Source organism: Roseomonas sp. SRI_022, assembly GCF_057586215.1.
On record NZ_JBYCZL010000023.1, the window covers coordinates 32,739 to 44,746 of the forward strand.

Annotated in this window: 10 protein-coding genes; 2 read left to right on the top strand and 8 right to left on the bottom strand. The window is 71.5% G+C overall.

Annotated elements, in window-relative coordinates; all coding sequences use genetic code 11:
• Positions 1 to 203: 203 nt before the first annotated feature.
• The 8 genes from AC2YHJ_RS20450 to AC2YHJ_RS20485 form a co-directional block, all read right to left on the bottom strand.
• Positions 204 to 2,288 (bottom strand): hypothetical protein, encoded by a 2,085-nt coding sequence (locus tag AC2YHJ_RS20450; RefSeq protein ID WP_487398005.1) that lies wholly within the window; start codon positions 2,286 to 2,288, stop codon positions 204 to 206.
• Positions 2,285 to 3,466, bottom strand: a complete 1,182-nt coding sequence (locus AC2YHJ_RS20455) for a low temperature requirement protein A (protein WP_487398006.1) — start codon at positions 3,464 to 3,466, stop codon at positions 2,285 to 2,287. The genes AC2YHJ_RS20450 and AC2YHJ_RS20455 overlap by 4 nt, the downstream gene beginning before the upstream one ends.
• Positions 3,463 to 6,204, bottom strand: coding sequence for a DUF4159 domain-containing protein (locus AC2YHJ_RS20460; RefSeq protein ID WP_487398007.1), 2,742 nt, complete (start codon positions 6,202 to 6,204; stop codon positions 3,463 to 3,465). The genes AC2YHJ_RS20455 and AC2YHJ_RS20460 overlap by 4 nt, the downstream gene beginning before the upstream one ends.
• Positions 6,204 to 7,052, bottom strand: a complete 849-nt coding sequence (locus tag AC2YHJ_RS20465; protein WP_487398008.1) for a DUF58 domain-containing protein — start codon at positions 7,050 to 7,052, stop codon at positions 6,204 to 6,206. The genes AC2YHJ_RS20460 and AC2YHJ_RS20465 overlap by 1 nt, the downstream gene beginning before the upstream one ends.
• A 553-nt stretch (positions 7,053 to 7,605) precedes the next feature.
• Entirely contained in the window at positions 7,606 to 8,100 is a 495-nt protein-coding gene (locus tag AC2YHJ_RS20470; RefSeq protein WP_487398009.1) for a PAS domain-containing protein, read from the bottom strand.
• On the bottom strand, positions 8,097 to 8,807 hold the full coding sequence (locus AC2YHJ_RS20475) for a 5-formyltetrahydrofolate cyclo-ligase (RefSeq protein WP_487398011.1): 711 nt from the start codon (positions 8,805 to 8,807) through the stop codon (positions 8,097 to 8,099). The genes AC2YHJ_RS20470 and AC2YHJ_RS20475 overlap by 4 nt, the downstream gene beginning before the upstream one ends.
• Entirely contained in the window at positions 8,807 to 9,628 is an 822-nt protein-coding gene (locus tag AC2YHJ_RS20480; protein ID WP_487398013.1) for an XdhC family protein, read from the bottom strand. The genes AC2YHJ_RS20475 and AC2YHJ_RS20480 overlap by 1 nt, the downstream gene beginning before the upstream one ends.
• Before the next feature lie 102 nt (positions 9,629 to 9,730).
• Positions 9,731 to 10,636 carry a LysR family transcriptional regulator gene (locus tag AC2YHJ_RS20485; protein WP_487398014.1) on the bottom strand — a complete coding sequence of 302 codons (906 nt, stop codon included), beginning with the start codon at positions 10,634 to 10,636 and terminating at the stop codon, positions 9,731 to 9,733.
• 190 nt (positions 10,637 to 10,826) lie between these two features.
• Between AC2YHJ_RS20485 and AC2YHJ_RS20490 the strand changes: the two genes are divergently transcribed.
• Positions 10,827 to 11,528, top strand: coding sequence for a CBS domain-containing protein (locus AC2YHJ_RS20490; protein WP_487398015.1), 702 nt, complete (start codon positions 10,827 to 10,829; stop codon positions 11,526 to 11,528).
• Positions 11,529 to 11,647: 119 nt separating this feature from the next.
• Positions 11,648 to 11,998 carry a DUF488 domain-containing protein gene (locus AC2YHJ_RS20495; RefSeq protein ID WP_487398088.1) on the top strand — a complete coding sequence of 117 codons (351 nt, stop codon included), beginning with the start codon at positions 11,648 to 11,650 and terminating at the stop codon, positions 11,996 to 11,998.
• Positions 11,999 to 12,008: the final 10 nt, after the last annotated feature.

A 12,008-nucleotide genomic window follows, 5' to 3' on the forward strand; every position in this document is an offset into this window, starting at 1 on the left:
GAACAAACCGGCCGCCACGGGAAATCGCGCAATCGCATGGTGCGGGCAATCCTGTCGGCTGACCTTCGGCCCGATGCCACGCATCGGGCCGCGAGCGTGAAGCGCGACCGCGCCCTGACCGCCCGCCGTGCACAATGCGACAGCGCGGGGCGCGCAAGCCAAGTGCCCGGATGTGCGCGCCGGCGCCTGAGGCATCAATATGACTACCGCCCTTCCCGCCGCCAGGCCACGACCGCCGCCGCCAGCACCAGGGCCAGGGCCAGCCAGCCCGGCAGCAGCGGAACGGCGCTGATGCCGGTGACCGTGTGATCGCCATTGCGGCGCAGGCCGATCCAGCCCGCCCCGGCAACGTCGCGGCCGGGCGCGACGCGGCGCAACTCAGGCACCGCCGGCACGGCCCCGTCGCCCAGATACCGGGCGACGCCGCCGGTGCCGGTCAGTAGCGGGCGCAGCCGCTCCGGGTCGGCACGCAGGTCGGCGACTTCCAGCGGATTGGCCGCGGCGGCAGCGGCGAAGGCGGTGCGCCGCCCATCGGTCGCGTTCCATACGCCGGGCAGCGCCGCCGGCAGGTTCAGCACGGCTCGCCCGCCGCCGGCAGCCTCCGGCAATGCGCGCGTCACGGACCCATCCGGCCCGGTGACGGTGATCTCGGGCGGCGCGCCGGTGTCGAGGCTGCGGCGCGTGACCGTCAGCCGCCCGGCCTCGATCCGCGCCGTCAGGTCCTCCTCCTCCAGCTCCGTCTCGCGCATCAGCCAATGGGCGACGCGACGCAGCACCTCCTGCTGCGGGCCGCCGCCGTCATGCCCGCGCGACCACAGCCAGATGTGGTCGGACAGCAGCAGGGCGACGCGGCCTTCGCCGACGCGGTCCAGCACCAGCAGCGGCGCGCCGTCCGGGCCTTCCATGACGGTGCTGCCGCTGCGCTGGTCCGCGCGCAGCCAGCGATACCAGCGGCCCCATTGCGCATCGGCCTGCTCGGTATTGGCGCCGAGCAATCCCTCGGTGACCGGGTGGCGGAAGCCAAGCGCGGAGATGCGCGGGCGGAAGGCGCCTTCGGCGACGATGTTCTGCCGTCCCGCTGGGCGCGCCGGCAGCACGGAACCGAGCGGCGTCAGCGCCAGCGACACCGACCCACTGAATTCCGGGCCGGTGGACATCAGCAGCGCGCCACCGCCGCGGACATAGTCGGCGATGTTGCGCAGATAGGCCGCCGGCAGGATGCCGCGATTGGAGAAGCGGTCGAAGACGATCAGGTCGAAGTCGCGCAGCTTCACCTGGAACAATTCGCGCACCGGGAAGGCGATCAGCGCGAGCTCGTTCAGTGGCGTCAGATCGTCCTTCTCCGGCGGGCGAAGAATGGTGAAGTGGACGAGGTCCACATTCGGATCGGCCTTCAGCAGCCGTCGCCAGGTGCGCTCGCCCGCATGCGGCTCGCCACTCACGAGCAGCACGCGCAGCCGGTCGCGCACGCCATTGATGGTCACGACCTGGCGGTTGTTCAGCGTGGAGACCTCGCCGGGCCGCGCCTCGGCCTCGATCTCGACCACCGTCGGGCCGCCGCGCTGGATCGGCACGACGATGCGGTGGTCGCGGCCGACCGGCACGCTTTCGGTGCGTGCGGCTTCGCCGTCGCGGCGGATGGTCAGCCGCGCGGCGCCCGTCGCGTTCGGCACGCCAAGGTCGTCCACCGCGACGCGGATCTCCACCTCTCGCCCCACGATGCCGAAGCCCGGCGCCTCGATGACGCGCAGGCGGCGATCGGTCTCCCCGGCGCGGCCGGGCAGCAGGGCGTGGAAGGGCGCATCGATCGGGGAGGCGGCGGGGATGTCATGCACCTGCCCATCGGTCAGGGCGATGACGCCGGCCAGCCGCGCGCGTGGGATCTCGGCGAGCGCGCGTTCCATCGCCGCGAACAGGCGGGTGCCCTGGTTGCCGGCCTCCGGCACCTCGACGCTGCGCAGTTCGAGGTCGGGCAGCCGGCCGGCGCGGGCCTCGATCTCGCGCCGCGCCGCCTCGATCTGCTCGGCGCGATTGCCGATGCGCGCGGAATCGCTGCGGTCCACCACCAGAAGGGCGATGTCGGGGCGCGTCTCGCGGCTTTCCTCGACCAGGCGCGGATTGGCGAGGGCGAGCAGGATCAGCGCGAAGGTCACGGCGCGCCACAGAACGCCGCGCGCCCGCCGCCACGCCGCGGGCGCCAGCGCCAGCAGCGCCAGCGCCGCGGCGACGCCGAGCAGCCAGAGCGGCAGGACGGGGGCGAAGTCGATGCCGGCGACGCTATGGGTCATGTGGCGCGCGTCCGGCCGAGCGAGACATGTTCCCAAGCCGCGACCAGCACCAGCGCCGCCGCCGCCGCCGCACCCATCGCCAGCACCGGCAGCCCCTGCGTGACCACCGCCAGCACTGCCAGCAGGCCGAGGCCGACCAGATGCGACAGCGGCAGCCAGCCAAGGCTGAGCCGCTTGAACAACGCCAGCCCCAGCAGGTAGAGCGCCGGCCCGCCGAGCAGCGCGATGGCCTCCTTCACCCCTGCCCGATCGGTCGGATGGCGCAGAAGCAGGTCGTCGCCCACCGCCGCGAGGACGATGCCCGCGACGATCGGCGCATGGATGTAGGTGTAGCCGATCCGCGCGATACGCCCGGGGTCGTCATGCTGGGTGATCAAGCGCGCGCCGCGGCCCTCGCCGATGTGGAAGTAGACCCACCACATCGCGATGCTGCCGATGAAGGCGACCGCGAAGGCGACGAAGGTGGTCGCGCTGGTGGGCAGCGCCGCGGCGGTGGCGCCGGTGACGAGGATGCCCTCCCCGAGCGCGATGATGATGAACAGCGCGCAGCGCTCGGCGAGATGCGCACCCTCCACGTTCCAGTCCCGGGTGGAGGAGGTGCCGAGGCGCGGCACGGGGAAACGCAGCAGCGGCCCGGCCACCCAGATGGCGACGGCGATCGCCCAGCAGGCGAGCCGCGCGGTGGGCGGCAGCAGTCCGCCGACGATCCAGAAGGGTGCCGGCATCGCCACCCAGACCAGGATGCGCTGGAAATTGCGCCGCAGCGCATCCTGCCCCGGCGGGATCACCCACAGCATCCAGGCGGTGCGCCCGACTTCCATCGCGACATAGGCGAGCGCGAACCACAGGCCCGTCCGCCCATAGGCGTCGGGGATGGCGCTGGCGGCGATCAGCCCGCCGAACATCATCGCGAACAGCATCAGCCGCGCCGGCAGCCGTTCAGGATCCACCCAGTTCGTCACCCAGCCGGTGTTGATCCAGGTGCACCACAGCGCGAGGAACAGCACCAGCGTCTGCACCGTGCCCAGCGCGTCGAAATGATGCGCGAGCCCGTGCGAGAGCTGCGTGATGGCGAAGACGAAGATCAGGTCGAAGAACAGCTCGACATAGGTGACGCGCGCATGCCCGTGCGGATGGCGTTCGCGCAGCAGCGAGGCGGATCGGCTCGCGTCGTTCAATTGCCGAGCCTTTCCAGGATGGCCGGCACATGCACCTGGTCGCCCTTGTAGTTGCCGGTCAGCGCGTACATCACGAGGTTGGTCCCGAAGCGATAGGCGAGCACGCGCTGCCGCGCCCCGCCGGGGATGGTGGCGTAGGGGTTCTGCCCACGCCCATCCATGGCCCAGGCGGCGGCCCAGTCATGCCCGCCGATGATGACCGGGGAGACGCTGTCATTGGCGCGGTCCTGGTCGCGCGCCACCCAGACCTGCCCGCCGCTGTACCGGCCGGGCAGTTCCTGCAGCAGGTAGAAGGCGCGGCGCAGGACGTGGTCCTCGGCCACCGGGGCCAGCGGCGGGATGGCGAGGTCGCGCGTCACCCGCCGCAGCGCCGCCCGTGCGCCCTGGTGCATGCCCTCGCCCGAACCCTCGTCACGGGTGTCGAGCAGGATGATCCCGCCATTGCGCATGAAGGTGTTGAGCGCGGCGACGGCCGCTGCATCGGGCTGCGACGCCTCCGGCAGCACCGGCCAGTAGAGCAGCGGGTAGAAAGACAGGTCGTCGCGGCCCGGCACCACCGCCAACGGGTCCGCCAGCGCCGCCGCGGTGCGGCGGTTCATGAAATCCGACAGGCCGACCAGGCCCATGCGCGATGTCTCGTCCACCTGCGCGTCGCCGGTCACGACATAGGCGAGGCGCGTGGCGATCGCCGCGGCGCCTTCGCCGTCCTGCGCATGGGCGGGTGCTGCGGCCAGCAGAAGCGCGGCGAGCCCCGCCGCCCGCGCCCCGCGCGACCAATGCCGCCCGACCAGCCCGCGCTGGCCGAGCGACACCAGCAGGTCGATCGCCAGCAGCAGCAACGCCAGCGCCAGCAACCACGGCCCGAGGTCGCGTTCCGCCGGCACACCGCCGATCGCTTCGATCCGCGCCGTGGCCGGCGGTGCCGCGGTGGCGCGCGGCGCCGGCAGATGCGCCGACAGGTTCAGCGCGCGACGCCAGGCGGCGTCTTCGGCCTGACCGGGCGATCCATACCAGCCCGGCGGATGGCGGGGGGAGGCGGCGGTCTCCTCGACCCGATTGGCCGGGATCGGCGCCGCGGCGGGGGGGACGGCGCCGAGCCGGCCGAAGCCGTCCAGGATTTCAAGCGGCGCCAGCGGCGCTTCCCCTTCCGCCCCCTGCACACCGGCCGAGAGCGCGACCAGCCGCCGCAGCATGTCCACGAACAGGCCAGACAGCGGCAGGTTCGACCATTCGGCATTGGCGGTGACATGGAACAGCACGATGCGCCCCTGGCCGCGCGCCGCCGCGGTGACCAGCGGCGTGCCATCGGCGAGCCGCGCCCAGGACCTTTCGGTCAGCCGGGCCGACGGTTCGGCCAGCACCTGGCGCTCCACCGTGACCTCGGCCGGCGGGACCAGCCCGGCAAAGGGCGAACCTTCGGGGAAGGTGGCCAGAACTTGCGGCCGGTCCCAGGACAGCGCGCCACCCAACTGCCGTTCCCCCGCCCGAAGCGCGACCGGCAGCAGCGGGTCGGGACGTTCGGCAAGGCGCGGGCCGGCGAAGCGGATCAACATGCCGCCCTGGTCGACCCAGCGCGCCAGCGCCTCGCGCTCGCGCCCCTCGGGCACCTCGCGATCGGCGAGGATCAGCACAGCGAGCTGACGCGTCAGCAATTGCTCCGGCGTGCCGCGGCGGATCTCGGCATAAGGGGCGAGCGCGCGCTCCAGGTAGAACAGGTCACCGGTCAACGGCGCATCCGCCGAGGTCTCCACCGAGGCCGAGATGCCGACCGGGCGGCGGCGGAAACGTTCATCGAGCAGCACCGTCCCCGCCGCGCCGGCCTCGGGCTCGAGGTCCAGCCGCACGACCTGGTTACGGATCTCGATCGGCAGGTCGATCGCCGCCTCGGCGCTGCCGGCGCCGGCCGGCACCGGGATGGTGGCCGAGGCGATGGCCCGCCCATCCCCTGTGCGCGCCAGCACCGTCGCCTCGGTCGGTGCCGCGACGGGGGTCTGCAGGACGCGCACCACCAGCCGGTCGGCCTCCGCGCGCGGTGGCGGCAGCAGGCGCGCCGGTCGCGCCTCGGCGCTGGCCAGCGTCAGCGGCCCGGCCTCGGACAACGCGGCGGCGAGCGAGGTGAAGGTGTCGCCCTCGGCCGCATGCTCGACGCCATCGGCGACATACAGCGTGGCGAAGGGGCCGGGATTGGCGCGGCGGAAGGCGCCGAGCGCCGCCAGCGCCGCGGCGCGGTCCGGCGCCCAAGCGCGCGGGCGCAGCGCCGCGAGGCGGGCATGGGCTTCTTCGGCCGGCATCAGACCGGTGGCGGCGATCGCCTCCCCGGTCTCGGCCTGCGCAGTGGGCAGCAGGGCAACACGCCTTCCCTCGCGGGAGGCAGCCTCCAACGCACCGGCCGCCGCGGCCATGCGCGCCGGCCAATCCGGCGCGGCCGCCCAGCCATTGTCGATCACCACCAGCAGCGGCCCCGACCCACCACCACCCCCGCCCGGCTGCCAGACCGGCCGCGCCAGGCCGATGATCAGCAGCGCCGCCGCCACCATGCGCAGCAGCAGCAGCCACCACGGCGTGCGGTGCGGCGTCTCCTCGCTCCGCGGCAGGTCGCGCAGCAGGCGGATCGCCGGGAAGCCCTGGATCCGTGGCGCCGGCGGGCTGACGCGCAGCAGCCACCACAGCGCCGGCAGCGCCGGCAAGGCCAGCAGCAGCCAGGGTGCGGCGAATGCGAGAGGTCCGATCTGCCACATCAGTCGGGGGCCAGCCTGCGATGCAGCGCCAGCAGCGCCGCTTCCGGCGGATGGTCGGTGCGATGCGTCGCGAAGGACCAGCCCGACGCCGCCGCCAACGCCGCCAGCCCATCCCGGTGCCTGGCGAGCCGTTCCTCATACAGCGCGCGCACGCCTTCGACGCGCGGCACCAGCGCCTCCTCGACCCTGCCGAGGGCGTGGAAGCGGACGCGGCCGGTGAAGGGCAGGGTTTCCTCCGCGGGGTCGAGCACCTGCAACAGATGGCCCCGCACCGCGCTCGCCGCCAGTTGCGCGACCGCCCGCCGTGTCTCCTCCAGCGGCGCCAGGAAATCGCCGATCAGCACCGCCCGCGCATGGCGGGGAATCCGGCCGTCTTCCGGCTGATCCGCCTGCCTCGGCAGGGATTGCGCCAGGCTCGACAGCGCCCCGCGCCCGGAAAACGCGCGCGGCAGGCCGAACAGCCGCACCCGTTCACCGCCACGGAACAGCAGCGCCGACAGGGCCAGCAGCAGCAACTCCGCGCGCGTGCGCTTGGTCGGCAGCATCGCGTCGCTGCGCCAGTCCATCTCCGGCCCCGCCTGGCACCACAGCGCGACGGTCTGCGCCGCCTCCCATTCCGTCTCCCGCACGAACAACCGATCCGACTTCGCCGATTGCCGCCAATCGACGCGGGCCGCCGAATCTCCGGGGAAATACGGACGGAACTGCCAGAAGGCGTCGCCCTGCCCCGGCCGCCGCCGCCCATGCACACCCTGCATGACCGTCGTCGCCACACGCTCGGCCTGCACGACCAGCGGGGGGAGCGAGGCGCCAAGGGCCTCAGCCCAGGGGATGGGGACGGTGGTCATGGGGCGGCGACGGGGAGGGCTCTGCGCCCCCGCCTCACCTCTACCAAACTGAGGACCGGGTCAAAGTGGCCGGTGTCATGGGTGGATCCCTCCGCGGAAATGCCCGACGCTCTTGTCGTCCGTAGCATCTCGCGGAGGTCGCCGGCCAGTTCGATCCCACGCGGCGCCCGGCCCTCGGAGGTGGGCACGCAACGACACGGTCGATCGGCGCCGGCGCCGCCTGCCGCGCCTCCGGCATTGTCGCCGCCCTTCATCGCGCCCCGCAGCCGCGCGACACGGCCGCGAGACATCCTGCCGCGTTCGGGATGCAGATACGGCCACCGCAAGGGCACCGGTTCGACCTGCACTATCCGCCCAGGCCACCCTGGCGGCGCGCTACCGCCCCGTGATGCACCGTCGGCCAAGACGGCGCCGAGGCTCGCGGTCCTACGTGCCGCCCGCGCCCGCCGCGGTCTCCGCCCCGGGCGTGCCGGTTCCGTCCCTCGATGAACGCCTCGGCGAGTGCCTTCGCCAGGGCCGGCGCGTGACGGCCGTAAATCCGGCCTCCGCCTGTCTAGCCTGCCGTCGCCGAGGTCGCGGGCGGGTCGGGAGGCCCGCCTTCCGGCTGCTCCCCCTTCAGGCGCCTGCGCGCTTCGCGCGGCGCCTCGAAGCGCTCGGTCACGTCGCGCATGATCGCCGCCATGCCTTCGATGCGGCCATCCGCGCCCGCCAGCGGCATGATGGTGAATTCAACGGAGATGCGCCGTCCGTCCCGGCGCAGCGCCGGGACCGCCAGTACGTCACCGTCACCGTAGCGGGTGCGACCGCTCGCCATGACGTGCTGGAACCCTTGCCAATGTCGCGCGCGCTGCCGTTCCGGAATGATGAGGTCAAGTGACTGGCCCAGCGCCTCGGCGGAGGTGAAGCCGAAGGTCCGCTCGGCGCCCGGGTTCCAGAAGCGGATCAGCCCATTGTGGTCGCAGAGGATGATGGCGTCCGCTGCGGAGCCCAGGAGCGTGTCGCACAGCGCCTGCCGCTGCGCCGCAGTCAGTGGATCGCCCGTCATCATGCCGGCTCCGCCCGTCCGGGGCGGATTCGCCCGCCCTCGGTGATGATCAGATCCATCGGCACGTCATGCGGCTGCGGATGGATGCTGGCGAGGCGGGAGATCCGGAACCCGATGCCGATGGCAAGCGGCCTCGGCTCCATGGTGGAGAGCGTGCGGTCGTAGTATCCGCCGCCATAGCCAAGCCGGTAATGCTGCCCGTCGAAGCCCACCAGGGGGATGAGCAAGGTGTCGGGCACGACCTCCTCCCCGTCGGCTGGGATGGGGATGTTCCACACCCCCGGGACCATGCGCACGCCGCGCCGCCAGGAACGAAAGACGAGAGGCTGCCCACGGGCGACGACAACCGGAAGCGCCAATCGCGCGCCTTCGCGTTCAAGAGCGTATGCGAGCGGGCGCGGGTCGTATTCGCCTTTGAATGGCCAGTAGAACCCGACATGACGATGCGCGAGGTCGGGCACCTCCTCCCGCAGATGGGCGGTGATGACAGCATCGCGCCGTTGCCGTTCTTCTGCCGGCACTGCGAGCCGCCCCGTGACAAGTGCCGTACGCTTCGTCCGGCGCCATGCCCGCACTTGGTCCCAGTTCTGCAGGCCCAGCCACGACGCGTCCAGTTCATGCATGAAGCAGGGCGGGGACGCGCACAGGATCTCCGCGTTCGGGTCTTCCTCCGGCGGTGCGATGCCGGGCCGTTGCGCGTTGCTGTGCATCACTTCGCCTCCGCCAGCGCCGGAACCGCGGCAGGGTTGCGGCGCGGTCGGCCGCTGCCGCCACGCCGATTCAGCACCACTTCTCCTATCACGGACAAGGCGATCTCCTCCGGCGTCCGTGCCCCAAGGTCCAGTCCGGCGGGCGCGCGCAGCCGCTCAAGTTCGTGGTCGGTAAAGCCTTCATCGCGCAGGAAATCACGCATCAGCCTGGCGCGCTTGCGGCTGGCGATGATCGCGACGTAGCCCGCTGGCGAGCGCAATGCCCGGATCGCGGAGAGGTGGTCCCCCTTATGCTGCGTCGCGATCACCACGGCATCGCCAGGTGCTGGCAACAGCCGTGCGAGATCGTAGTCATCGCCGATGATTTCTGTCCCATCCGGGAAGCGGGCGGCGTCTGGCGCAGGCGTGTCGCTGACAACGGTACGAAAGCCGAGCTCCGTCCCCAGCCGGCACAGGCTTTCCGCCACACGTCCATGCCCCATCACCCACAAGGCGGGTGGCGGCAGGCACGGCTCCACGAAGACGCGCATCGCGCCGCCGCAAGGCATGCCCACGCCCAGCACCTCGTCATCCAGATCAAGCGCGATCAGCCGCGGCGCGCCGTCCGCCAGGCAGTCCAACGCAGCCTGGCGCACGGTGCTCTCGGCGCAGCCGCCGCCGATCCAACCCGACAGGACCGCGCCCGCCCCATTGATCAGCGCCTTGTCGCCCGGATGGGCCGAGGTCGAGCCCACCGCTTCCACGACGGTCGCCAAGGCATGCGGCTCCCCTCGCCTGGCGAGTGCAGCCATGAGGTCGATCAACGTGGTTCCACCCAGCATTCCCGCTCACGCGCCCCTCGACCGCGGCCGTGCTCCAGCCGTCAGGGTCGCGCGGATCGTGGTCTACGCGGATAGGTACGACAAACGCGATTTATTGGTCGTTCAATCCGGTTTTTTTGCTGCGTTACGCCGCTGGCGGGCCGCGGGCTTCCCCCTCGGGGCGGCGCCCGGCTCGCCACTCGCCAAAAGGCGCAGGCCATCAAGCGCCGTCGCGATGATCTCAGGCTCGCTGGCGTGCTCGCTGAACAGCGCATAGGCCGGGTAAAGGAATTCCGGCGCATCCGGCACCAGCTCGAGCCGGCCATCCTTCAGGTACGGCCGGACGGCGCCGAGACGGAAGTAACCCATCCCGCCGGCCTCGAGAATGTAGCCAAGCCCAAGCGGGCCGAGATCCACGACGAGGCCCGGATCGCCCGCGCCCGCCATGGCATAATGCAGCGCAAGCTCCGGGCCCCAATCGACCTGGACATAGTCGGGCGGCTGCTGGCTCCCCCCCGCGGGGCTGCGGACCATCACCAGCCGTTCCTCCATGAGGAGCTCTATCCGCAACCCTGGGCGGTGGCGGGGCGCGTACACCACGCCGATGTCGATGATCCCACCGGCCACCTGATCGACCACGGTCTCCGACAGCCCGACATGGGCGCGCAGCGCCACATCCGGCACGGTGCGGCGCAACCACAGCAGCCAGCGCAACAGCAGCGGGTCCCACAGGCTGTGCTCCGCCCCGATGCCGAGGATGGCACGCCGGCCCTCCGGCACGGCGACCTGGTGGCGCGCGCGTTCCCACAACTGCACCAGCGCCGGCGCATGGCGGAGGAACTGCTCGCCCGCCGGCGTCAGGCTGGCGCCGGACTTGTTCCGGATGAACAGGCGGCGGCGAAGCTGATCCTCCAGCGTATGGATGCGGGCACTGACCGTGGTCTGGCTGACATGAAGGCGCTCCGCAGCGCGCACGAAGCTGCCGCCGGAGACGATGGCGAGAAAGGTGCGGACGAGCTCGGTATCCATTGGCATTCCACTTGATGCGGATCTTCTGCATTTAATCCTCAATTAAATGCGTTTGTCCGCAGATAATATCCCACGCAGACTTTGCCCTGTCCGTCCGGGCGGTGTTCGGCAGGTCAGCGCATCCGCTTCACCTCACCTCCTGCTGCCCCGCGCGGCGCGGCCCACCCATTCCGGGCGGGCAGGAGTGAGGATGATGAGCGAACCCAGGGCCTGCGACCTCATGACACGCACGGTGGTGACGATTCCCCCCGACATGCCGGTGACAGCGATTGCGCGGCTTCTCGCCGATCGCGGCATATCTGCCGTGCCCGTCGTGGGGAACGACGGGGTGCTGCTCGGACTGGTCAGCCTTGCCGACCTCACGACCCGACTGGCCGGGCCTCCGACGACGATCTCCCCCTGGCTCCGCTGGCTGTTCGCCGACCCGGCGACATCGGCGGACCGGTATGCGCGCGCCCACGGCTTTGTCGCGGAGGAGGTGATGACAACCGACATCGTGGCGGTCCCGCCGGACGTTCCGGCTTCCGTGATCGCCGCCACGCTGGAGCGGAAGGCCATCCGGCGCGTCCTCGTCACCGAGCGCGATCGCCTGTGCGGGATCGTCACGCGATCCGACCTGTTGTGCGCGGTGACCAGTCAGGAGACGGAGGTGGCGGAACTTCCCGACAGCCGCGTTCGTGCCGCCGTCGTTGCCGCGATGCGCAACGAGGATTGGGCGGATACCTTCCATACCCACGTCGAAGTCCATGACGGCATCGTCGAATTCATCGGTTTCGTCGTGGGTCCGCAGGTTCGGCGCGCGCTGCGCGTCCTTGCGGAGCAGGTGCCAGGCGTCAAGGGAGTCCGGGACCGAACCGAAATCATGCTGCCCTATGATCAGGTGCTGTTGTGACCGCGCCCTTTGGTTCTGCCGGAGCGCTGCTGCATGGCGGTCCCTGCTGGCTCTCGACCGCGGCGGAGCCCGCAGGCCCGGCGGACCGGGCGACCGCGCCGGCGACCCCGGCCGTCAGGATGAAGCGCGTCTACGATCCACCCGCATCGCATGACGGCGCGCGCATACTGGTTGACCGGCTCTGGCCGCGCGGCGTCAGCAAGGCGCGCGCGGCACTGACGCTTTGGTGCCGCGACGTTGCACCGAGCACGGCATTGCGCCAGTGGTTCGGCCATGATCCGGCCCGCTGGGACGAATTTCGCCGGCGATACCGGGCCGAATTGCGAGGGCATGGCCAGGCCCTTGCGCCGATCCGGAACCTGATTCGGCAGGGCCCGGTAACGCTTGTCTTCGCCGCGCGCGATGAGCACCACAACGAGGCCGTGGTCCTGCGCGAATTCCTGATGGAGCGGCCCGAGGGCGAACGGTGAGTGAGGGCCT

Bases quoted from the DNA above. Each gene is read 5' to 3' on its own strand.
- AC2YHJ_RS20450 (WP_487398005.1), bottom strand. From the start codon at position 2,288: ATGACCCATAGCGTCGCCGGCATCGACTTCGCCCCCGTCCTGCCGCTC.
- AC2YHJ_RS20460 (WP_487398007.1), bottom strand. From the start codon at position 6,204: ATGTGGCAGATCGGACCTCTCGCATTCGCCGCACCCTGGCTGCTGCTG.
- AC2YHJ_RS20465 (WP_487398008.1), bottom strand. From the start codon at position 7,052: ATGACCACCGTCCCCATCCCCTGGGCTGAGGCCCTTGGCGCCTCGCTC.
- AC2YHJ_RS20470 (WP_487398009.1), bottom strand. From the start codon at position 8,100: ATGATGACGGGCGATCCACTGACTGCGGCGCAGCGGCAGGCGCTGTGC.
- AC2YHJ_RS20475 (WP_487398011.1), bottom strand. From the start codon at position 8,807: ATGCACAGCAACGCGCAACGGCCCGGCATCGCACCGCCGGAGGAAGAC.
- AC2YHJ_RS20480 (WP_487398013.1), bottom strand. From the start codon at position 9,628: ATGCTGGGTGGAACCACGTTGATCGACCTCATGGCTGCACTCGCCAGG.
- AC2YHJ_RS20485 (WP_487398014.1), bottom strand. From the start codon at position 10,636: ATGGATACCGAGCTCGTCCGCACCTTTCTCGCCATCGTCTCCGGCGGC.
- AC2YHJ_RS20490 (WP_487398015.1), top strand. From the start codon at position 10,827: ATGATGAGCGAACCCAGGGCCTGCGACCTCATGACACGCACGGTGGTG.
- AC2YHJ_RS20495 (WP_487398088.1), top strand. From the start codon at position 11,648: ATGAAGCGCGTCTACGATCCACCCGCATCGCATGACGGCGCGCGCATA.